Origin of the sequence: Massilia sp. CCM 8734 (assembly GCF_011682155.1) — a bacterium.
GTDB lineage: Bacteria > Pseudomonadota > Gammaproteobacteria > Burkholderiales > Burkholderiaceae_D > Telluria_A > Telluria_A rubra.
On record NZ_WHJI01000018.1, the window covers coordinates 12,554 to 33,068 of the forward strand.

Consider the following 20,515-nt stretch of genomic DNA (forward strand, 5'->3'; position numbering starts at 1 on the left):
GCACGATTATTTAGGCACGATGAACACGGCTTTTTCACGCACCGTGAGCGACGGGTCGTCCACCGCGGTGATCTCGAACTCGATCTGGTTCGAGCCTTTGGCCGCCGCGCCCCGGTCGACCTGCACCCGCACCGGCACCGCGCGCGTGCTGGCGCCGTCGAGCACCGTCTGGTCCGGCGTGGCCAGGCGCACCGAATCGAGGCCCGAGACCTTGATGCGGAAGCTATGCCCCTCTTCCGCCGTATTCATGATCTGCAGGCGGTACACGTTTTCGATCAGGCCATCGCCCACTTCGCGCCCCATCGAACCGCGGTCGCGGATCACGTCGACCTTGAGCGGGGTGCGCAGCGCCAGCGCGGTGCCGAAACCGGCCACGATCAGCACCAGCAGCCCGGTATAAATCAGCACGCGCGTGCGCAGGATGCGCTGGCCGATGCGCTTGGCCGACCACTTGTTGTCCATCGCGTTGTCGGTCGAGTAGCGAATCAGCCCGCGCGGCAGGTCGATCTTGTCCATCACGCCGTTGCAGGCGTCCACGCAGGCGGCGCAGCCGATGCATTCGTACTGCAAGCCCTTGCGGATGTCGATCCCGGTCGGGCACACCTGCACGCACATATTGCAGTCGATGCAGTCGCCCTTTTTCTTCGCTTCTTCCGCCGTGGCCTTGGGATTGATGGGGCCGCGCGGTTCGCCCCGTTCCTGATCGTAGGTGACGATCAGGGTGTCCTTGTCGAACATGGCGCTCTGGAAGCGCGCATACGGGCACATATATTTGCACACCTGCTCGCGCAGCCAGCCGGCGTTGCCGTAAGTGGCAAACGCATAAAAGCCGATCCAGAACCATTCCCACGGTCCCAGCGCAAAGGCGCCGATGTTCGCCAGGAGCGAACGCACCGGCGCAAAATAGGCCACGAAACTAAAGCCCGTAAACAGCGCCACCGCGCCCCACGCCAGGTGCTTGGCGGTCTTCCTGGCCAGCTTGTCGGCGGTCCAGGGCTGGCGGTCGAGGCGGATGCGGGCGCTGCGCGCGCCTTCGATCTTGCGCTCGATCCACATGAAAATCTCGGTGTAGACCGTCTGCGGACAGGCGAAGCCGCACCACACCCGTCCCGCGATCGCGGTGACGAGGAACAGCAGGTAGGCGGCGATGATCAACAGCGCCGCCAGGTAGATGAAGTCCTGCGGCCACAACACCATGCCGAAGATGTAGAACTTGCGCGCACCGAGGTCGAACAGGACGGCCTGGCGGCCGTTCCAGTTCATCCACGGCAGGCCGTAAAAGACCAGCTGCGTGATCCACACGCAGGCCCAGCGCAAGCTTGCGTATCGTCCTTTTGCTTCGCGCGGATAGATTTCCTCGCGCGCCGCATACATCCGGATCACCGCCGGCTTGGTGGGGGCCTCGTTCATTTGGCAGCTACCTCCGCCACTTGCGGCTTGGCCGGATCGTTCGACAGGCTCCAGACATACGCCGCCAGAACGTGCACCTTCGACTCGCCCAGGAATTCGTGGAAGGCGGGCATGGTGTTGGTGCGGCCCTTGCGGATCGTTTCCATGATCGTCTCGGCGCTGCCGCCGTACAGCCAGACCTTGTCGGTCAGGTTGGGCGCGCCCAGTGCCTGGTTGCCGACCCCGCCGGCGCTGTGGCAGGCGATGCAGGCGGCAAACTTGGACTTGCCGAAGGAAACCTTGATCGGATCGGCCGTCAAGCCCGACAGGCTCTTGACGTAATGCGCCACGTTCTCGATATCGGACTCGGAGCCGACCGCCGCGCCCATCGGCGGCATCATGCCGTTACGGCCCTTCATGATGGTTTCCTTGATCACCGAGGGCTCGCCGCCGTGCAGCCAGTCCTTGTCGGTCAGGTCGGGATAGCCCTTGTTGCCGCGCGCATCGGAACCGTGGCACTGCGCGCAGTAGGTCAGGAACATGCGCTCGCCGATAGCATGCGCCTGCGGATCGGCCGCCACGGCCTTGAGGTCCTCGCTGGCGTATTTGGCGAACAGCGGGCCGTAGTCGGCATCGGCCTTGGCCAGCTCCTGCTGGTATTCGCCGGTCGACTTCCAGCCCAACTTGCCGGCGTAGCTGCCCAGCCCCGGATACAGCACCAGGTACACCAGCGCGAACACGATGGTGATGTAGAACAGCCACATCCACCAGCGCGGCAGCGGGGTATTGAGTTCGGTCAGGTTTTCGTCCCACACGTGGCCGGTGGTGCCGTCGCTGCCCGGTTCGACCGTGTGGGTCGATTGCGACCACAGCAGCACGCCGCAGCCGACGATCGCCAGGATCGTGATGATGATGATGTAGAGGTCCCAGAAACCACTGGTGAAATCAGCCATGACCGCTCTCCCCTGTGTTGTCCTCGTTATCGTCCGCAAACGGCAGCGCCGCCTGCGTTTCGAAGTCCTTGTTGCCCTTGAGGACAAACGTCCACAGCAAAATGCCGCAGAAGGTGGCGAAGCTGATGACGGTCATTACGCTGCTCGCACTGTCAAAAATATGTTCGATTGCCATGTCAGTTCCTGGTTTTGATCTGGATGCCGAGGCCCTGCAAATAGGCGATCAGGGCATCCTGTTCAGTCTTGTCGGCCAGCGCGGCCGGTGCCTGGGCGATGTCTTCTTCCGAGTACGGCGTCGACAGGCGCTGCAGGGCGCGCATTTTCGGAATCACTTCGGCCGGATTGAGCTTGGTTTTGGCCAGCCACGGGTAGCCGGGCATGTTCGATTCCGGCACCACGTCGCGCGGGTTGTCCAGGTGGGTGCGATGCCATTCATCGCTGTAGCGGCCACCGACGCGCGCCAGGTCGGGACCGGTGCGCTTGGAACCCCACTGGAACGGACGGTCGTAGACGAATTCGCCGGCCACCGAATAGTGGCCATAGCGCTCGGTCTCGGCGCGGAACGGACGGATCATCTGCGAGTGGCAGTTGTAGCAACCTTCCCGCACGTAGATGTCGCGTCCGACCAGGCGCAGGGCCGAGTAAGGCTTCAGGCCGGCCACCGGCTCGGTGGTCGACTTCTGGAAGAACAGGGGAACGATTTCCACCAGGCCGCCGAAAGATACGACCAGCAAAACCAGTCCGATCAGCAGCCACGGGTTCTTCTCGATTGACTCATGTGAAAATTTCATTACAAGCTCCGAAATCAGGCGTGTGCAGGTAAAAGGGTCGGAATGCGCGCATCTTCGCTGGCGGTGCCGCGCATCGTCTGGAAGGTGTTAAAGGCCATCAGCAGCATGCCGGTCAGGTACAGCAGGCCGCCGCCGACGCGGATCACGTAGTACGGGTAGGTTGCCTTGACGCCTTCAACAAACGTGTAGGTCAGGGTGCCGTCGCTGTTAACAGCGCGCCACATCAGGCCCTGCATCACGCCGGCGATCCACATCGAAGCGATATACAGCACGATGCCGATGGTCGCGACCCAGAAGTGGGTATCGATCAGGCGCACGCTCCACATTTCCTTCTTGCCCGCCAGGCGCGGGATCAGGTAGTAGATCGACCCCATGGTGATGAATCCAACCCAGCCCAGGGCGCCGGCATGCACGTGGGCGACGGTCCAGTCGGTGTAGTGCGACAGCGCGTTGATGGTCTTGATCGACATCATCGGGCCTTCAAACGTAGCGATACCGTAGAACGAGAGCGACACGATCAGGAATTTGAGGATCGGGTCCGAACGCAGCTTGTGCCATGCGCCCGACAGGGTCATGATCCCGTTGATCATCCCGCCCCACGATGGCGCCAGCAGGATCAGCGAGAAGACCATGCCGATCGACTGGGTCCAGTCAGGCAGCGCGGTGTAGTGCAGGTGGTGCGGTCCCGCCCACATGTAGGTGAAGATCAGGGCCCAGAAGTGGACGATCGAGAGGCGATACGAGTACACAGGGCGTTCGGCCTGTTTCGGGATGAAGTAATACACCATGCCGAGGTAGCCGGCGGTGAGGATGAAGCCGACCGCATTGTGGCCGTACCACCATTGAATCATTGCGTCCTGCACCCCGGCGTAGGCCGAGTACGACTTCCAGAACGAGGCCGGCATGACCGCGCCGTTGACGATGTGGAGGATCGCCACGGCCAGGATGTAACCGCCGAAGAACCAGTTGGCGACGTAGATGTGCTTGACCTTGCGCTTGACGATGGTGCCGAAGAAGACGATCGCGTAGATCACCCAGACCACCGTGATCAAGAGCGCGATGGGCCATTCCAGCTCGGCGTATTCCTTACCGCGCGTGAAACCCATCGGCAAGGTGATGGTGGCCAGCACCAGGATCGCCTGCCAGCCCCAAAAGGTCACCATGGCCAGCGCGTCCGAGAACAGGCGCACCTGGCAGGTGCGCTGCACCACCCAGTAGGAGGTTGCAAACAGGCCGTTGATGCCGAATGCGAAAATGACCGCGTTGGTATGCAGCGGACGCAGGCGCCCGTAGCTTAACCATGCGATGTCGAAATTGAGGGCCGGCCAGGCCAGCTGCGCGGCGATGAAAACGCCGACCAGCATACCGATAACGCCCCAAAAGACGGTGGCGATCGTAAAGTATCTGACGATCTTGTTGTTGTAACTTAAAGCTCTGTCCACAAAGGCTCTCCTGAGAATGCAACGATGACAGCAGAAGAGTAAGTTTCTGGGACTCAAAAATCCTTGATGTGAATCAAAAACGCCGGAATCACTCGTTGTCGTTGCGCAATGAGGTCTGTGGTGTCTCTGATACGGCCGGCAGCTCTTCGTCGTCGAGCAGGATGCGCATGCCGGGCCCATCGAGGTCGTCGAACTGGCCGCTGTCGGCCGCGCCGAAAAACACCCATGCCGCCAGGATGACGATGAACACGCTCAGGGGGACCAGCAGGTAGAGCGATTCCATTATGCGGTCCTGGCGCGCCGCAGGCGCAATGCGTTAATGACAACCACGGCGGAACTGAGCGACATGCCCGCCGCCGACAGCCACGGATTGATCAGCCCGAAGGCGGCCGCGGGAATCGCCACGCAGTTGTAGACGCTGGCCCAGGCCAGGTTCTGGCGGATGATGCGCAGCGCGCGCGCCGCCCCGAGTGCCGCGTCGTCGAGCGACGTCAAGCGGTTTGAGAGCAGCACGCAGTCGGCCGAAAGCTGCGCCAGCGCGGCCCCGCCGCCCATGGCGAACGAGACATCGGCCGCGCGCAGCACGGCGGCGTCGTTGATGCCGTCGCCGACCATCGCCACCACCGCGCCCTGCGCTTGCAGCTGCTGCACATAAGCGAGCTTTTGCTCCGGTAGCTGCTGGCCGATGGCGGTCTCGATGCCGAGCGCCGCGCCGGTGCGGCTGACCACGCTCTGGTCGTCGCCGCTTAACAGAATGACGCTCTGGCCACGCGCCTTGAAGCGCCGCACCACCTCGGGCGCATCGGCGCGCAGGGCGTCGGCCAGTTCGAAGCGCGCCAGCACGACGCCGTCGACGCCGAGGTAGACATTACTCACATCGGGCCAGCGCGCGGCCGGCGCCGCGCCCGCGTAGCCGTCGCGCCCGAGGCGATAGCGCACGCCGTCGATCGTGCCTTCCACGCCCTGCCCGGCTTCGCTATGGAGCTCGGTCGCGTGCGGCGCGCCGCTTGGGGCGGCAGTGCGGATCGCCAGCGCCAGCGGATGGGCGCTGCCCGCCTCCAGCGCCGCCGCCAGTTGCAGGCAGCGCGCCGCGTCCAGCGTCGCCAGCGGTTCCACATGGCGCAGCACCGGGCGCCCTTCGGTCAGGGTGCCGGTCTTGTCGAACACAATATGGGTGGCGCGTTGCAGCGTTTCGAGCACGTGCGGCTGCACCACCAGCACGCCGCGCCGCACCAGCGCATCGGTGGCGGCGGCCAGCGCGGTCGGGGTGGCCAGCGACAGCGCGCACGGGCACGACACCACCAGCACCGCGATCGCCACCTGCCAGGCGCGGCTTGGCTCGACCATCTGCCAGCCGATGAACACCGCCACCGTCAGCAGCAGCAAGCCCACCACGAACCAGGCGGCCACCTGATCGGCCCACTGGGCGATGCGCGGCTTGCCCTGGCCGGCTTTTTCGACCAGCTTGACCAGGCGCGCCAGCGTGCTGTCGCTGGCCACGCGCGTTACGCGCAGCACGATGGCCTGGGTGGTGTTGATCGCGCCGCCGGGCAGCTCGTCGCCCGGCACGCGCGCCTGGGCGCGGCTTTCGCCCGTCAACAGCGCCAGGTCGACGTCGGAGTGTCCTTCGAGGATGATGCCGTCGGCCGCGACCGCGCTGCCCGGCTCGACCAGGATCACGTCGCCCTCGGCCAGGCTGGCGGCGGCGACCATGGTGGCCTGGCGCGATGTTGGCCAATCGGCCAGGCGCTGGGCCGCCGCCGGCAAGGCGCGCTGCAAGTCTTCCAGCGCGCGCGCCGCTTTGCGGCGCGCCATCATTTCGAGGTAGCGGCTGGCCAGAAGCAGGAAGATGAACATCGTCACCGAGTCGTAGTACACCTCGCCCGTGCCGCGCAGGGTCGCCAGCACGCTCGCGCCAAAGGCGGCGCCGATGCCGATCGCCACCGGCAGGTCCATGCCCGGCATGCGCGCGCGCAGGCTGGCCCACGCCCCTTTGAAAAACGGCTGGGCCGAGTACAGCACCGCCGGAATGGTCAGCAGCAGCGAAGCCCATTGCATCAGGGCGGCCATCGGCGCGTCCATGGTGCCGTCGTCGGCAATGTAGGCCGGCAGCGCGTACATCATCACCTGCATCATCGACAAGCCGGCCACGAACAACTGGCGGAACTGCTTCTTGCGGTTCTTTTCCATCTGGGCGCCATGCAGCGCCGCTTCGTAAGGATAAGCGGTGTAGCCGATCCCGCGCAGGGCCTGGACGATGTCGCTCGGCTTGCAGGCGGCGGCGTCCCACGTCATGTGCAGGCGCTCGGTGGCCACGTTGACCTGGGCCTCGCGCACGCCGGGCAGGCGTGCCAGGCGCCGTTCGATCAGCCACACGCAGGCGGCGCAGCGGATGCCCTCGAGCGAGTACACGCCGTGCGAGTACACCCCTTCACGCTGTTCGCCCTGGGTCGCCACGACGGCGCTGTCGTACAGCGCCAGCTCGGGCGGCACCAGCTCCACGCCTTCGGCCCGGTCGGCGAACACACTGCGGGTGCGGTAGTAATCGGCCAGGCCGGCTTCGACGATGCCGTGCGCGACCGCTTCGCAGCCGGGGCAGCACATCGGGCGCGCCTGGCCATCGATGCGCACCGACCAGGTGGTCCCAAGAGCGACCGGCAGCCCGCAGTGGTAGCAGGCGGCGGCGAACGGCTGCGCGCTCAATGCACACCGCCCGTGATGCACAGCGCGTCGAGCCAGCCGGCCTGGCCGCCGCCGGCAGCGCGCACCAGGCCGAGCACGCCGAAGGCCAGCACCACCAGGCCGGCGCCGATGCGCACGGCGCGCTGTTGCAGGGCCGCGCGCAGACGCGCGCCCGCCATGCCCATCGCCAGCAGCATCGGCAAGGTGCCCAGGCCAAAGGCAAGCATCACCAGCGCGCCGTCGGCACCCGAACCGGTGAACATGGCGGTCATCAGCACGCTGTAGACCATTCCGCACGGCAGCCAGCCCCACAGCGCGCCCAACGCCAGCATCTTGAGCGGGCTGTCGAGCGGCACGATGAAGCGCATCAGGGGCCGCGCGCGCTGCCACAGAATCTGTCCCAGCGATTCGAGCCTGGCGAGGCCGCGCCAGGCGTCCATCAGGTACAGGCCGAGGATGACCAGCATCAGGTTGGCCAGCCAGTAGCCGCCGGCCTGCCAGGCGGTCAGGCCCGCGAGGGTGCGCGCGCCGCCGGCCAGGCCTCCGGCCAGCGCGCCGGCCGTCATGTAGCTGGCGATGCGGCCGGTGTTATACGCCAGCACGCGCGCGCCGCCGTCGAAGGCGGCGCGCTGGGTCATGACGGCCACCGGAAACGCACGCGCGCCGACCGGCGCCGGGGGCACCGCCGAAAAGGCGCTGACGATCCCGCCGCACATGCCGACGCAGTGGACGCTGCCGAGCAAGCCCACCACGAACACCGGAATCAGATTGACTGCGTTCACCCCTGTCCCGTCAGATGGTCCGCGAATAAGAGGTCGACCCGCGCGGCGCCGGGGCGGCCTGGCTCAGAAACCGGTCGAACACCATGCACACGTTGCGGATCAGCAGGCGCCCTTTCGGCGTCACACTCAGCCACTCGGGGCCAATGGTCACCAGGCCGTCGGCTTCGAGCACCTTGAGGCGTTCCAGTTCGGCCGCAAAGTAGCTCGAAAACGCGATCGGGTAGGCCTGCTCGATGGACGGCATCGATAGCTCGAAGTGGCACATCAGCATCTGGATGATGGTGCGGCGCAGGGCGTCGTCCATCGACAGGCGGATCCCGCGCGCCACCGGCAGTTCGTTCTTGTCGATCAGGTCGTAATAGGCGTCGAGCGTCTTGACGTTCTGGCTGTAGGTGGCGGCCACCGCGCTGATGGCCGACACCCCGCACGAGACCAGGTCCATTTCGGCGTGCGTCGAATAGCCCTGGAAGTTGCGGTGCAGCCGGCCCTGGCGCTGGGCCACGGCCAGGTCGTCTTCCGGCTTGGCGAAATGGTCCATGCCGATGTACACATAACCGGCCTGCTCCAGCTTGCGGATCGCCAGGCCGAGCATGTCGAGCCGTTCGTCGGCGCTCGGCATGTCCGCTTCGTTGATGCGGCGCTGCGGCTTGAACAGGTGCGGCATGTGCGCATAGTTATAGATGGCGATGCGGTCCGGATCGGCCTTGATCACCTTGTCGATGGTTTGCGCCATCGTAAATACGTTCTGCTTGGGCAGGCCGTAAATGAGGTCGATGCTCACCGAGCGGAAGCCCGCTTCGCGCGCGGCGTCGATGATGGCCTGGGTTTCGGCCTCGGGCTGGATGCGGTTGACCGCCGCCTGCACCGCCGGGTCGTAATCCTGCACGCCCAGGCTGACGCGGTTGAAACCCTGGCGGCGCAGGCTCAGGACACGCTCGCGCGAGACCGTGCGCGGATCGATTTCGATCGAATATTCGCCGGTGCCGTCGGGCGCGAACTGGAACCAGCGGCGCAGGTGGTCCATCAGCTCTTCCATCTGCGCGTCGGTGAAGTAGGTCGGCGTGCCGCCGCCCAGGTGCAGCTGCTCGATCTGGTTCATGCCGGCGAACAGCCTGCCCTGCATCTCGATCTCGCGCTTCAGGTAGCCCAGGTAGGTAACCGCCTTGTCGTGGTTCTTGGTGACGATCTTGTTGCAGGCGCAGTAGTAGCACACCGATTCGCAGAACGGGATGTGCAGGTACAGCGAAAGCGGCTTGACCGTGCCGCGCGTGCGCAGCCCCGCCACCGCATGCAGGTAGTCGCGGTAGCCGAAGGCTTCGCTGAAGCGGTCGGCGGTCGGGTACGAGGTGTAACGCGGACCGTTCTGGCTCAACTTGCGGATCAGGTCCGCATCGAAATCGATCGGACGCGGATTGGCGATGGGGATAACGGTATGCAGCATGGTTGACTCCTAGGCGATGGGACCGAGTGTAGGGATCAGGGCTCGCGAAATCCTTGACCTGCATCAAAAACGGCTGAGTCGGCATGTGCTTGCCGTTTCGCCGGCGCCCGCCGCACCCGGCTCTCGCCGCCGAACTGGAACACCGAGATCGCCTGCGCCAGGTGCACGGCCTGCTCGGCCACGCTGGCCGCCGCCGTGGCCGATTCCTCGACCAGGGCCGCGTTCTGCTGGGTGATCTGGTCCAGGTGGGCCACCGCTTCGTTGACCTGGGCGATGCCGCTCTTTTGCTCCATGCTGGCGCGCTTGATGTCGCTCATGATGGTGGTGGCGCGCTGCACCGATTCGACCACGCCGGCCATGGTGCCGCCGGCTTCCTCGACCAGGCGGTCGCCGTTCCTGACCTTGGTGACGGAATCCTCGATCAGGTGCTTGATGTCGCTGGCGGCGGCGGCCGAGCGCTGGGCCAGCGCGCGCACTTCGCCCGCCACCACCGCAAAGCCGCGTCCCTGCTCGCCGGCGCGCGCCGCTTCCACGGCGGCGTTCAGCGCCAGGATATTGGTCTGGAAGGCGATCCCGTTAATCAGGCTGATAATATCGACAATCTTGGCAGCCGAATCACTGATCTGCCCCATCGTCGCCCCCACCTGGGTCACCGCCTGGCCGCCCTTGCCGGCGATCGACGACGCCGACAGCACCAGCTGGTCGGCCTGCAGCGCGCGCTCGGCGTTCTCGCCCACGGTCACCGCGAACTGCTCCATGCTGGTGGCGGTTTCTTCGAGGCTGGACGCCTGCGACGCGGTGCGCGCGGCCAGGTCGGCGTTGCCGACCGCGATTTCGCGCGTGGCGGTCTCGATCGAGGCCACATTGCTGCGCACGTCGCCGATGATGGCGCGCAGGTTGACCGCCACCTGGCGCAGGCCGCGCAGCAGCTGGCCCATGTCGTCGGTGCGGTCGGCGGCGCACAAGAACGACAAGTCGCCGCCGGCCAGCGCCTGCACCGCCTCGGCCGCCTGCCGCATCGGCGCCACGATGGCGCGATGCAGGGCGACCCAGCCGCCCAGCGCCAGCAGCGCGCCGCACGCGCCCAGGCCGGCCAGCACAACGCTGCCGGACGCCGCGCCAAGACCGGCAATCAACACGGCCAGGCTGCCCATCAGGATGCCGATCCGTACGCCGATCGGCAAATGCAGCGCGGCGCGCAGGCGCGTGGCCAGGCCGGTGCGCACCGCGCCGCCGTCCACGATCGCCAGTCCGGCGGCGCGGCCCTCCTTGAAGCGCTGGTATAACTCACCGGCGCCCTTGATCTGTTCGCGCGTCGGGCGCGTGCGTACCGACATGTAGCCGACCGCCTGGCCGTTTTCCTTGACCGGCGTGACGTTCGCCACCACCCAGTAAAAGTCGCCGTTCTTGCGCCGGTTCTTGACCAGGCCTGTCCAGGGACGGCCGTCCTTCATGCTGCGCCACAGGTCCGCAAACGCTTCGGCCGGCATGTCCGGATGGCGCACCAGGTTGTGCGGCTTGCCCAGCAATTCGTCTTCGGGAAAGCCGCTGACCTCGATAAAGGCGGCGTTGACGTAGGTGATCTTGCCCTTGGTGTCCGTTTTGGAGACGATGGACTGGCCTTCGCGCAGCTCGTATTCGATACCCGTTACCGGCAGATTATTGCGCACGGAGATACTCCTTTTGCCCTAGAGCATTAATTCAATAGGACGAGTCTAGGGAGCTTGGAGGCTGAAATCCTTGATATGCATCAAAAATGGCCGGGCGACAGGGCTGCCCCCGGCTGTGTAAAATATGGGGATATGTGGCTTTTCGCCACACATTCGCATGGCGCGATGCCAGTTTGACAGTAGAAGTATTTACAATGGGTGGCGCACGCAGCCCTCTTACTGCCACACGCCCTTTTCCTCGACCAGGGTTTTGGCGCCCTGCGAGACGGTCAGCTTGCCCTCCGAGCTGACGCGGTAAACGGTGGTCCCGTTCCTGAAGATATAGCCCTCGAATTCGCAAAAACTGTTTTCGTCGCACTTGCCTTCCACGGTCTTGCCGCGCAAGACGATGGCCTGGCCCGTCTTCTTGCTCGTTCCCGTGTAGGAGACTTTGCCGCACACCCGGTATTCGACCGCGCACTCTTCTTCAATATTGATGATGAACGAGGGCGTGATCAGGATATCGGCGCGGGCGGCGCTGGTGGCGCTGATGGCGCCGAGGGACAGTGCAAGGAGGATGGCTGGTTTCATTGGATAGTCCACGGTATATATATGTCAACGGCGGGCATTGTGCCACACAAGCTTGCCTACAAAGGCAAGCGCATATGCACCGAGCCGTCTTCGTCCGCCTTGCTGATCTCGAAACCGAGCTTGCGCGCCAGCTTGGTGATGCGGGTGTTTTGCGGCAGCGCCTCGCCCACGATTTCGCGCGTGCCGCGGCTGCGGCAGTAGGCGATCAGTTTTTCCATCAGCACGTAGCCCAGTCCATGCCCTTTCAGGTCGGAGCGCACCGTCACCGCGAATTCGGCGGCGATGTTATCCGGGTCGCACACCACGCGCGCCACGCCCAGCGTTTCGTTCACGCCGTCGGGACCGGGGCGGGTGGCGATGAAGGCCATCTCGCGGTCGTAGTCGATCTGGGTAAAGCGCGCCAGTTGCGAGGCGTTCAGTTCGCGCACGCGCACGAACATGCGGTAGCGCACATCGTCGTCGGTGAGCGCATTGAACATGGCCACGTGGGCCGGGCCATCCTCGGGCTGGATGGGGCGCAGCAGCAGCGCTTCGCCATTCCAGTCGATACGCTCTTCCAGCTCGCGCGGATAGGGACGGATCGCCAGCCGGTCCAGGGTGCTGGCCGAATGGTCGGCAAGCGCCACCCGCATGCGCGCGTCGAGCGCCAGCGCGCCCTCGCTGTCGACCAGCAGCGGATTGATGTCGAGCTCCACCATCTCGGGCAGGTCGGCCACCATGTGCGAAATGCGCATCAGGGTGGCGATGATGGCGTCCATGTTGGCGGGCGGCCGGTTGCGGTAGCCGGCCAGCAGCCTGGCCACGCGCGTGCGCGATATCAGGTCGCGCGCCAGCACCACGTTCAGCGGCGGCAGCGCCACCGCATGGTCGGCCGTCACTTCGACCGCGATGCCGCCCTGGCCGAACAGGATCACGGGGCCGAACACCGGATCGGTGGCCACGCCGATGATCAGTTCATGCGCCTCGGGACGGCGCGCCATCCGCTGCACCGAAAAGCCCTCCAGGCGCGCGTCGGGCCGCAGTTCGGCCAGGCGCTTGTTCATGCGCAGGGCCACCGCGCGCACCGCCTCGGCGTCTTCCAGGTCGAGCGCCACGCCGCCCATGTCGCTCTTGTGGGTGATGTCGGGCGAGACGATCTTGAGCGCGACCGGAAAGCCGATCGCCTCGGCCGCCGCCACCGCCTCGTCCACCGATTGTGTGCTGCGTGTTTGCACCACGGCCACGCCGTAGGCGGCCAGCACCGACTTCGTTTCCGGCTCGCTGAGCAAGGTGCGGCCCTCGGCCAGCGCCTTGCGCACCAGCGCGCGCGCCGCCTGCGGATCGGTCGCGCCATCGTCGCCGGCGGCCGGCGGCACCTGCATCAGCAGGTTCTGGTTGCGCCGGTACTGCACGATCTGCAGGTAGGCGCTGACCGCTTCTTCGGGCGTGCCGAAACTGGGAATGCCGGCCTCGGTGAAGATCGCGCGCGCCTCGGCTACCCCATCGCCGCCCAGCCAGCAGGCCAGGATATTGCGCGACGAGGCGCTGGCGATCGGGGCCAGCGCGCGCGCAATGTCCGCGCTCGGCACGCTGGCCGTGGGCGCGTGGATGAACAGGATGACGTCGGCCTGCGGGTCTTTGAGCAGGATATTGAGCGCATCGACGTAGCGCTGGGCCGGCGCGTCGCCGATGATGTCGACCGGGTTGGCGCGCGACCAGGTGGCGGGGAGCATGGCGTCCAGGCGGGCCACGGTGTCCGGCGCCAGCTGCGCCATGCTGCCTTTGCCGCACACCACCGCATCGGTCGCCATGACGCCGGGGCCGCCGCCATTCGAAAAGATCGCCACGCGCTCGCCGAACAGCGGGCGCGCGTGCGCCAGCGTGGCCACGGCGGCGAACAGCTCTTCGGTGCCGAGCACGCGCAGCATGCCGGCGCGGCGGATCGCGGCGTCGTAGACGTCGTCCGATCCGGCCAGCGCCCCGGTATGCGAGGCGGCCGCGATGGCGCCTTCGGCCACCCTGCCCGCCTTGAGCACCACGGTAGGCTTGCTGCGCGCGGCGGCGCGCGCGGCCGACATGAATTTGCGCGCATGGCGCACGTCTTCCATGTACAGCAGGATGGCGCTGGTGCCGGGGTCGCTGGCCAGGTAGTCGAGCAGGTCGCCAAAGTCGATGTCGGCGCCCTCGCCCAGCGAAATGAACTTGGAAAAGCCGATCCCGCGCGACCTGGCCCAATCGAGCACGCCGGTCACCATGGCGCCGGACTGCGACACGAAGGCGATCCTGCCCGGCAGCGCGCCGGTATGCGCGAAGCTGGCGTTCAGGCCGATGCCGGGCACCAGCAGGCCGAGGCTGTTCGGTCCCAGCAGGCGCAAGACGTAGGGCTTGGCGGCGTCGAGCGCGGCCTGGCGCAAGGTGCGCCCGCCGCTGTCATGCATGCCGGACAGGCCGGCCGTCAGGATGATCGCCGCGCGCGTGCCCGCTTCGCCGAGCTGGCGCACGATGCCCGGCACCGTGGCCGGCGGGGTGCAGATGATCGCCAGGTCGGGCGCCGCCGGCAAGCTTGACACGCGCGCGTACACGCGCAGTCCGGCCAGGCTGTCGTACTTGGGGTTGACCGGGTAGATCGCGCCGCCAAAGCCGCCCTCGATGACGTTGCGCAGCACGGTCGCCCCCACGCTGTTCGGCCGCGCGGACGCGCCGATGATGGCGACCGACTTCGGGGCGAACAAGTGCTGCAGGTTCCTGACGCTCATGATGATCCCTTTTGATTCGGCGTGACGATGGGCGCACAGCGTAGACGGCGCGACCGCCCCCTCGCTTGATGTGCATCAAATTTGACAAAACAAAGGTTTGCGCACGCCGAACACCGCTGGACGCGCTCCGTGCCAGGGCCTACGCTAGGGTATCCCAACCCACAGGAGCCGCCATGCCGTACAAGACCATCCTCGTCCACGTCGATCATGCGCGCCACGCCGAAGCGCGCCTGCTGGCCGCCGCCAGCGTGGCGGCCGACTGCAGCGCCCACCTGATCGGCGCGGCCATGAGCGGGGTCTCGCGCTACGTCTACCAGGATGGCGCCACCGACCTGCTGCAAACGGTGCTCGCCACCCACATGGAGGAACTGAACCGGCGCGCCAATGCGTCGCTCGACGTTTTCGAGCGCATCGCCGCCGGCGTCGCCGTGCGCTCGTTCGAACGGCGCCTGGTGGACGACGAACCCGGCGCCGCGCTGGCGCTGCAGGCGCGCTATGCCGACCTGGTGGTGCTGAGCCAGTCCGATCCCGACGATCCGGTCGCGCGCATGACCCCCGGCCTGCCTGAATACGTCATGCTGGCCAGCGCCCGCCCGGTGCTGGTGATTCCGCACGCCGGCCCCTTCCCCGTGATCGGCAGCGAGGTGCTGGTGGCCTGGGACGCCAGCACCGCCGCCACGCGCGCGCTGGCCAACGCCCTGCCGCTGCTCAAACGCGCGCGCCGCGTGACGGTGGCGGTGTTCAATCCCGACGACGCGCACGGCCAGGAACCGGGCGCCGACATCGCCCTGTACCTGGCGCGCCACGGCGTCAAGGCCGACGTCATGGCCCAGCACACCAGCATCGACATCGGCGAAGCGCTGCTGTCGCTGGCGGCCGATGTCGACGCCAACCTGATCGTGATGGGCTGCTACGGCCACGCGCGCCTGCGCGAACTGATGCTGGGCGGGGTGACGGCCACCATCCTCAAGTCGATGACGGCGCCGGTGCTGATGTCGCATTAGCGCCATCCTGCTGCGCCAGCCACGCGCGCCCCGCTTCCACCGCCGCATCGAGTTCGCGCGCCGCTTGCAGGAACAGGGCCGCCGTGTCGCCCGCCGGCTCGCCCCTGAGCGACTGCTCCAGTTCCAGCGAGGCGGCGGCGAAGCGCTTGGCGCCGACGCTGCCGATCCCGCCGCGCAGCATGTGCAGCACCTTGGCCGCTTCGTCGTCGCGTCCCGCGTCCCAGTGCACGCGCGCCTGGTCGAACTGCTGGTGGCCTTCGCCCACCACCCGGCGCACCAGGTTGGCCACGGCCGCCAGGTGCTCCGGATTGCCTTTGGCGATGTCGACCAGGGGGCCGAGCCTTAACACCGGCAGCCCCGCCGGCGTTGGCGCCGACGCGGGCGCGGCCACCGGCGCGGGCGGCGCGCGCCCCCGGCCCAGGCCCGGCAAGTGACGCGCGATCGTGGACAACATCTCGTCGACGTCGATCGGCTTGGCGATCACGTCGTTCATGCCGGCGTCGGCGCAGGCGCGCCGTTCGGACTCGGTCACGCCGGCCGTCAGCGCCAGCACCGGCAGGCTCAAGCGCAGGCCGGCGCGGATGCGGCGCGCCGCCGCGTAGCCGTCCATCACCGGCATCTGGATATCCATCAGCACCAGGTCGTAGGCGCCCGGATTGGCCGCCAGCCGCGCCAGCGCCAGCTGGCCGTTGCCGACGATGTCGAGGCGCGCGCCGACGCTCTCTAAAATCCCGCGCGCGACCACCTGGTTCAGGTCATTGTCTTCGGCCAGCAGCAGGCGCGCGCCATCGAGGCGCACACCGTCGGCGCCGTCATGCACCGGCGGCAGGCTGCTGGCGGGCCGCAGCACCGCCTGGGCGCGCTGCACCAGGACCTCGTGCACGGTGTCGAACAGGCTCGAACCGGTCACCGGCTTGCTCAGGATGGCGTCGGCCTGGCTGGCCGCGCTGCCTTCCATCAGCTTGCCGCGCCCGTAGGCGTTGACCATCAGCGCGATCGGCAGGCGCGCCGCCGGCATGTGTTCGCGCAGCGCGCGCATGGTGGCCGCGCCGTCCATGCCGGGCATTTGCCAGTCCAGCAGCACCACGTCGTAGTGGCGCTGCGCGGCAGCGGCGCGCGCCACCATCTCGAGCGCTTCGGCGCCCGAGGCGGCCACCTCGGCTTCCCAGCGCCAGCCGGCGATGGTCTTGGACAGATACTCGCGGCTGGTGGCGTTGTCGTCCACCACCAGCAGGCGCAGGGTGCCCAGCGCGGCGGCGGGAACGCTGTCGCCGTCCGCCTCCGGGGCCACCAGCAACGGCAGGCAGACCACGAATTCGCTGCCGCGCCCGGGCGCGCTGTCAAGTTCGATGGTCCCTTTCATCATCCCGGCCAGGTGCTTGGAAATGGTCAGTCCCAGCCCGGTGCCGCCGAAGCGGCGCGTGGTCGACGAGTCGCCCTGGGTGAAGGGCGAGAACAGGCGCGCCTGCTGCGCCTGGTCCATGCCGATGCCGGTGTCGCGCACGCGGATGCGCAGGGTCAACTGATCGCCGGCGCGCGCGGCCACGTCGACCAGCACGCTCACTTCGCCCTGCTCGGTGAACTTGATGGCGTTGCCCGCCAGGTTGACCACCACCTGCTGCAGGCGCAGGGCGTCGCCCACCAGCGCGCGCGGCACGTCCGGCTCGACCCCGATGGCCAGGTCGAGGTCTTTGTCGCCGGCAGACACGCTCATGATGTCGGCCACTGCGGCCAGCACCTGACCGAGGTCGAAGGGCGCCTCGGCCAGTTCCATGCGCCCGCCCTCGATCTTGGAAAAGTCGAGGATGTCGTTCATGATCCCCATCAGCGACTGGCCCGAACTCCTGATCATGTCGAGGTATTTGCGCTGCTCGGTTTTCAGGTCGGTGTGCGCCAGCAGGTAGGTCATGCCGAGCACCGCGTTCATGGGGGTGCGCAGTTCGTGGCTCATGTTGGCCACGAATTCGCCCTTGGCGCGGTTGGCCGCCTGGGCGCGGTCGCGTTCGAGTTCGAGCTCGGTGGCGCGCGCGGCGATCTCGCCGGCCAGGCGGCGCCGCTCGCTGATGTCGCGCACAAAGGCGTTGGCCACGAAACCGTCGCTGGTCTGGAAGGCGGCCACCGACATCTCGATCGGGATTTCGCGCCCGTCGCGGTGCAGGGCGCTCACCTCTAAGCGGTTGTTGATGACCGGGCCGGCGCCGCTGCCGGTAAAGCGCGCAAAACCGGCGTCGTGGGCGGCGCGCTGGGCTTGCGGGATGATCAATTCCGACAGGCGCCGCCCGATGGCGTCGGCCGCGCTCCAGCCGAAGGTGCGCTCCGCTTCGGTGTTCCAGTCGGTGATGCAGCCGTCCACGCCGAGCGCGATGAAGGCGTCGTTCGAGTTTTCCAGGATGACCCGGATGCGGCGCTGTTCGCGCACCAGCTGGGCCAGCAGCGGGCGCACCTGGATCAGCAGCAGCGATGCGCCCAGTCCGATCAGCGCCACCAGTATGATCATGAGGGTGTTGGCCTTGTCGCGCAGCGGCTGGTACACGGTGTCGAGGTTGCTCTTGACCACCACGCCGAGACCGAAGGCGCGGATCGGCGTGTAGGCGGCGAACACGGGCACCCCGCGCAGGTCGCGCGTGACGGCCACCCCGGTGCGCCCCAGCAGCGCCTCGTTGATCGGCAGGTTGACCTGGCCGTCGGGCTTGAACATGGGAATGCGGAACGTGCTCGGATAGAAGCGGGTCGGCGCGCACAGGGCGTCCTTGCCGTCCAGGCTGCACAGCAGCACGTCCGACGAGGGGCTGCTGGCGCGAATGTCGGCCAGCAGGCGGTCGATGATTGGCAGTTGCTGTTCCGCCAACATGCGTCCGATGACGCGCTCGCCGTCGCGCATCTCGTTCTCGGTGGCCAGCAGGTAGCGCCCGCGCCACAGCAGGCGCGCGCGCTGGCCGCCGGTCGCCAGCGGCTGGGCCGTGCCGGGTGCGCTTTCGGTGAATACGCCGCTGGCGGCCAGCACGGTGCCGTCCAGGCTTTCGAAGCGCAGTGCGCTGATGCCGGCGTTCATGAAGCTTTCGGCCGCGCCCAGCAAGGCGGCGCGGGTGGCGGCGTCGTCCTTGCCGGCGGCCAGCAGCGCCACCGGCCCCTTGACCGAGGGCCGGTTGGCGATCGTGCGCGGGAACCACAAGCTCGTTTCCAGCGAATTGCCGACCGTGGCGGCGCTGCTGACGGCCGACAGGCGCATATTGTCGGCGATCGAGGCTTCGTAGCTGTCGCGCATGGCGGCAAAGCCGGCCGCGCCGGCGGAGACGGCCACCAGCGCCACCACCGCGATGGCGCGCGCGGTGATGCGTTTTTCATTGTCCGGAATGCCGGAGCGCACGGTGACGCTACTTCTCAGCGACCACAAACCGAGGCCCAGCACGCTCATGCCGACCGCGGTCGGGGTGGCCATGGCGTTGTAGGCGGCCAGCCGGTACAGCACTTCGAGCTTGAGGAAGTAGCCGGCCAGGGCCGCCAGGCCGATCCCGGTCACGGCGGCCGCGCAGAAGGTCAGCAAGCCGCGCAGGCGGGCGCCGCGCCGCGGCAGGCGGACCAGGCGCAGGGCGATCCCGGCCAGCAGGAAGCCGAGGCAGGTGTTGGGCGCCATGCGGCCCGGGTGCGGGATGCTGGCGGTGGGCGCGGTGGGCATGCGCACGAAGTCGATCCCCAGGTTCAGGCCGGAAATGTGCTCGACCAGCACCAGCGCCGGCAAGACCAGCAGCAGCCAGGAGCACAGGCGCCACAGCGCCGTGCGCCAGGCGCTCGCGTGCGCCTTCGTGTCCGCGCTCGGCAGGGCCAGGCAGCAACACACGCCGGCGGCGATGAACAGCACGGGACTGTTGATGCCCATCTGGGCCGAACCGGGGATCAGGGTGGCGATCGTGGCGCTGTTGAAGATCCAGCGCACGGCGACCAGCGTGCCGAGCAGGCCGATGAACAGGCCGGCGCTTTGTTCAGCCGAGAAGGCGGATTTTTTCATGGGGTAGCCAAGGTGCGGACCGGATAAAGATTACCACATGCAAATGCGCGCAGGCATTCGACAAGACCGTTGTATTCCAGCCACGACTATTGATGAGATCGTACCGATGAGCTTGCGCGCCGCCCCGGCGCCGGACGGCGAGGCCCGAACCGGTTAAACTGATGCCTATGAACAATTCTAGAAAAGTCGCCGGCGTGGCCGGCCTCGTCAGCATGGTCTGGGTCGGGGTGACTGCGGCCATCGCCGCCAACCAGCGCCGCCTGGTTTTCAACCCGACCATCAAGCCCGAAGTCGACAATCCGCGCTCAAGCGGCCACCGCACCCGCGCCATCGTGCTGCGCGCGCGCGACGGCACCAAGCTGTCGGGCTGGTTGATGACGCCCCAGATTCCGGGGCCGCATCCGGCCGTGGTGTATTTTGGCGGGCGCTCGGAAGAAGTGTCGTGGGTGGTGCGCGACGCCGGCAAGCTGTTTCCCGGCATGGCGGTGCTGGCTGTGAATTACCGCGGCTACGGCAATTCGCACGGCGAGCCGGCCGAAGCCCACATGGTCGAAGACGGCCGCCTGCTGTTCGACTGGCTGGCCGAACGCCCCCACGTCGATCCGCAAAGGGTGGCGGTGGTCGGGCGCAGCCTCGGTTCCGGGGTGGCGGTGCAAGTGGCGCTGGAGCGCCCGGTCCATTCGCTGGTCCTGATCACGCCCTACGATTCGATTTTGGCCATTGCCAAGCGCAAGTTCCGCGCGGTGCCGGTGGAATACGTGCTGCGCCACCGTTTCGAGTCGGTCAAGTACGCCTCGGCGCTGACCGCGCCCACCTATGTGCTGCGCGCCGCCTTCGACGATATCGTGCCGCATTCGCACACCGACCTGCTGGTGGCCAAGCTCGGCAAGCTGCACCTGGACGAAACCGTGCCCGATTCGGACCACATGAATATTCCCTACCTGGCAGCGACGCAGGAGCGCATCGCGGCGTTCCTGAGCACCCGTTTCGCCCTGCCGCTGGCCGATACCGTGGTGGCTGCGGCCCTGCCCGCGCAGTAAAGCCGCTCCG

The 20,515-nt window shown here is 67.1% G+C and carries 15 protein-coding genes; 2 read left to right on the plus strand and 13 right to left on the minus strand.

What is annotated here, in order from left to right; all coding sequences use genetic code 11:
* Positions 1-6: 6 nt before the first annotated feature.
* From ccoG to F2P46_RS17730, 12 genes are all read right to left on the minus strand, one after another.
* Positions 7-1,410: a cytochrome c oxidase accessory protein CcoG gene (gene ccoG, locus F2P46_RS17675; protein WP_166892303.1), complete on the minus strand. Its 1,404-nt coding sequence runs from the start codon at positions 1,408-1,410 to the stop codon at positions 7-9.
* The gene (gene ccoP / locus F2P46_RS17680) at positions 1,407-2,342 is read right to left on the minus strand and encodes a cytochrome-c oxidase, cbb3-type subunit III (RefSeq protein WP_166892306.1); all 936 of its coding nucleotides are present in this window, start codon (positions 2,340-2,342) and stop codon (positions 1,407-1,409) included. The genes ccoG and ccoP overlap by 4 nt, the downstream gene beginning before the upstream one ends.
* Entirely contained in the window at positions 2,335-2,517 is a 183-nt protein-coding gene (locus F2P46_RS17685) for a cbb3-type cytochrome c oxidase subunit 3 (RefSeq protein ID WP_166892309.1), read from the minus strand. Before F2P46_RS17685 ends, ccoP begins: the two co-directional genes overlap by 8 nt.
* Before the next feature lies 1 nt (position 2,518).
* Positions 2,519-3,133 carry a cytochrome-c oxidase, cbb3-type subunit II gene (gene ccoO, locus F2P46_RS17690; RefSeq protein WP_166892312.1) on the minus strand — a complete coding sequence of 205 codons (615 nt, stop codon included), beginning with the start codon at positions 3,131-3,133 and terminating at the stop codon, positions 2,519-2,521.
* Between the two features lie 14 nt (positions 3,134-3,147).
* Positions 3,148-4,575, minus strand: coding sequence for a cytochrome-c oxidase, cbb3-type subunit I (ccoN, locus tag F2P46_RS17695; protein ID WP_166892315.1), 1,428 nt, complete (start codon positions 4,573-4,575; stop codon positions 3,148-3,150).
* A gap of 88 nt (positions 4,576-4,663) precedes the next feature.
* On the minus strand, positions 4,664-4,858 hold the full coding sequence (gene ccoS / locus F2P46_RS17700; RefSeq protein WP_166892318.1) for a cbb3-type cytochrome oxidase assembly protein CcoS: 195 nt from the start codon (positions 4,856-4,858) through the stop codon (positions 4,664-4,666).
* On the minus strand, positions 4,858-7,278 hold the full coding sequence (locus tag F2P46_RS17705) for a heavy metal translocating P-type ATPase (RefSeq protein WP_229509335.1): 2,421 nt from the start codon (positions 7,276-7,278) through the stop codon (positions 4,858-4,860). The genes ccoS and F2P46_RS17705 overlap by 1 nt, the downstream gene beginning before the upstream one ends.
* Positions 7,275-8,039 (minus strand): sulfite exporter TauE/SafE family protein, encoded by a 765-nt coding sequence (locus tag F2P46_RS17710; RefSeq protein ID WP_166892320.1) that lies wholly within the window; start codon positions 8,037-8,039, stop codon positions 7,275-7,277. The genes F2P46_RS17705 and F2P46_RS17710 overlap by 4 nt, the downstream gene beginning before the upstream one ends.
* Before the next feature lie 10 nt (positions 8,040-8,049).
* Entirely contained in the window at positions 8,050-9,480 is a 1,431-nt protein-coding gene (hemN, locus tag F2P46_RS17715; RefSeq protein WP_166892324.1) for an oxygen-independent coproporphyrinogen III oxidase, read from the minus strand.
* A 35-nt stretch (positions 9,481-9,515) separates the two neighbouring features.
* The gene (locus tag F2P46_RS17720; RefSeq protein WP_166892327.1) at positions 9,516-11,150 is read right to left on the minus strand and encodes a PAS domain-containing methyl-accepting chemotaxis protein; all 1,635 of its coding nucleotides are present in this window, start codon (positions 11,148-11,150) and stop codon (positions 9,516-9,518) included.
* Positions 11,151-11,366: 216 nt separating this feature from the next.
* Positions 11,367-11,720 (minus strand): hypothetical protein, encoded by a 354-nt coding sequence (locus tag F2P46_RS17725; RefSeq protein WP_166892330.1) that lies wholly within the window; start codon positions 11,718-11,720, stop codon positions 11,367-11,369.
* A gap of 56 nt (positions 11,721-11,776) precedes the next feature.
* Entirely contained in the window at positions 11,777-14,455 is a 2,679-nt protein-coding gene (locus F2P46_RS17730; protein WP_166892333.1) for a bifunctional acetate--CoA ligase family protein/GNAT family N-acetyltransferase, read from the minus strand.
* 173 nt (positions 14,456-14,628) lie between these two features.
* Here F2P46_RS17730 and F2P46_RS17735 point away from each other — a divergent pair, with 173 nt between their 5' ends.
* A complete protein-coding gene (locus tag F2P46_RS17735; protein ID WP_166892336.1) occupies positions 14,629-15,459 on the plus strand; it encodes a universal stress protein in 831 nt (276 codons plus the stop codon).
* Here the strand turns inward: F2P46_RS17735 and F2P46_RS37705 are convergent.
* Complete coding sequence (locus F2P46_RS37705; protein WP_229509336.1) at positions 15,422-19,465, minus strand: response regulator; 4,044 nt, start codon at positions 19,463-19,465, stop codon at positions 15,422-15,424. The two genes, F2P46_RS17735 and F2P46_RS37705, sit on opposite strands and share 38 nt — an antisense overlap.
* 167 nt (positions 19,466-19,632) lie before the next feature.
* On the opposite strand from F2P46_RS37705, the gene F2P46_RS17745 reads away from it, so the two are divergent.
* A complete protein-coding gene (locus tag F2P46_RS17745) occupies positions 19,633-20,505 on the plus strand; it encodes an alpha/beta fold hydrolase (RefSeq protein WP_166892339.1) in 873 nt (290 codons plus the stop codon).
* The last annotated feature ends 10 nt before the right edge of the window (positions 20,506-20,515 follow it).

Coding starts and splice junctions, on each gene's coding strand:
- F2P46_RS17725 (WP_166892330.1), bottom strand. CDS start 11,720: ATGAAACCAGCCATCCTCCTTGCACTGTCCCTCGGCGCCATCAGCGCC.
- ccoO (WP_166892312.1), bottom strand. CDS start 3,133: ATGAAATTTTCACATGAGTCAATCGAGAAGAACCCGTGGCTGCTGATC.
- F2P46_RS17745 (WP_166892339.1), top strand. CDS start 19,633: ATGAACAATTCTAGAAAAGTCGCCGGCGTGGCCGGCCTCGTCAGCATG.
- F2P46_RS37705 (WP_229509336.1), bottom strand. CDS start 19,465: ATGAAAAAATCCGCCTTCTCGGCTGAACAAAGCGCCGGCCTGTTCATC.
- F2P46_RS17685 (WP_166892309.1), bottom strand. CDS start 2,517: ATGGCAATCGAACATATTTTTGACAGTGCGAGCAGCGTAATGACCGTC.
- ccoS (WP_166892318.1), bottom strand. CDS start 4,858: ATGGAATCGCTCTACCTGCTGGTCCCCCTGAGCGTGTTCATCGTCATC.
- F2P46_RS17730 (WP_166892333.1), bottom strand. CDS start 14,455: ATGAGCGTCAGGAACCTGCAGCACTTGTTCGCCCCGAAGTCGGTCGCC.
- F2P46_RS17735 (WP_166892336.1), top strand. CDS start 14,629: ATGCCGTACAAGACCATCCTCGTCCACGTCGATCATGCGCGCCACGCC.
- ccoG (WP_166892303.1), bottom strand. CDS start 1,410: ATGAACGAGGCCCCCACCAAGCCGGCGGTGATCCGGATGTATGCGGCG.
- ccoP (WP_166892306.1), bottom strand. CDS start 2,342: ATGGCTGATTTCACCAGTGGTTTCTGGGACCTCTACATCATCATCATC.
- hemN (WP_166892324.1), bottom strand. CDS start 9,480: ATGCTGCATACCGTTATCCCCATCGCCAATCCGCGTCCGATCGATTTC.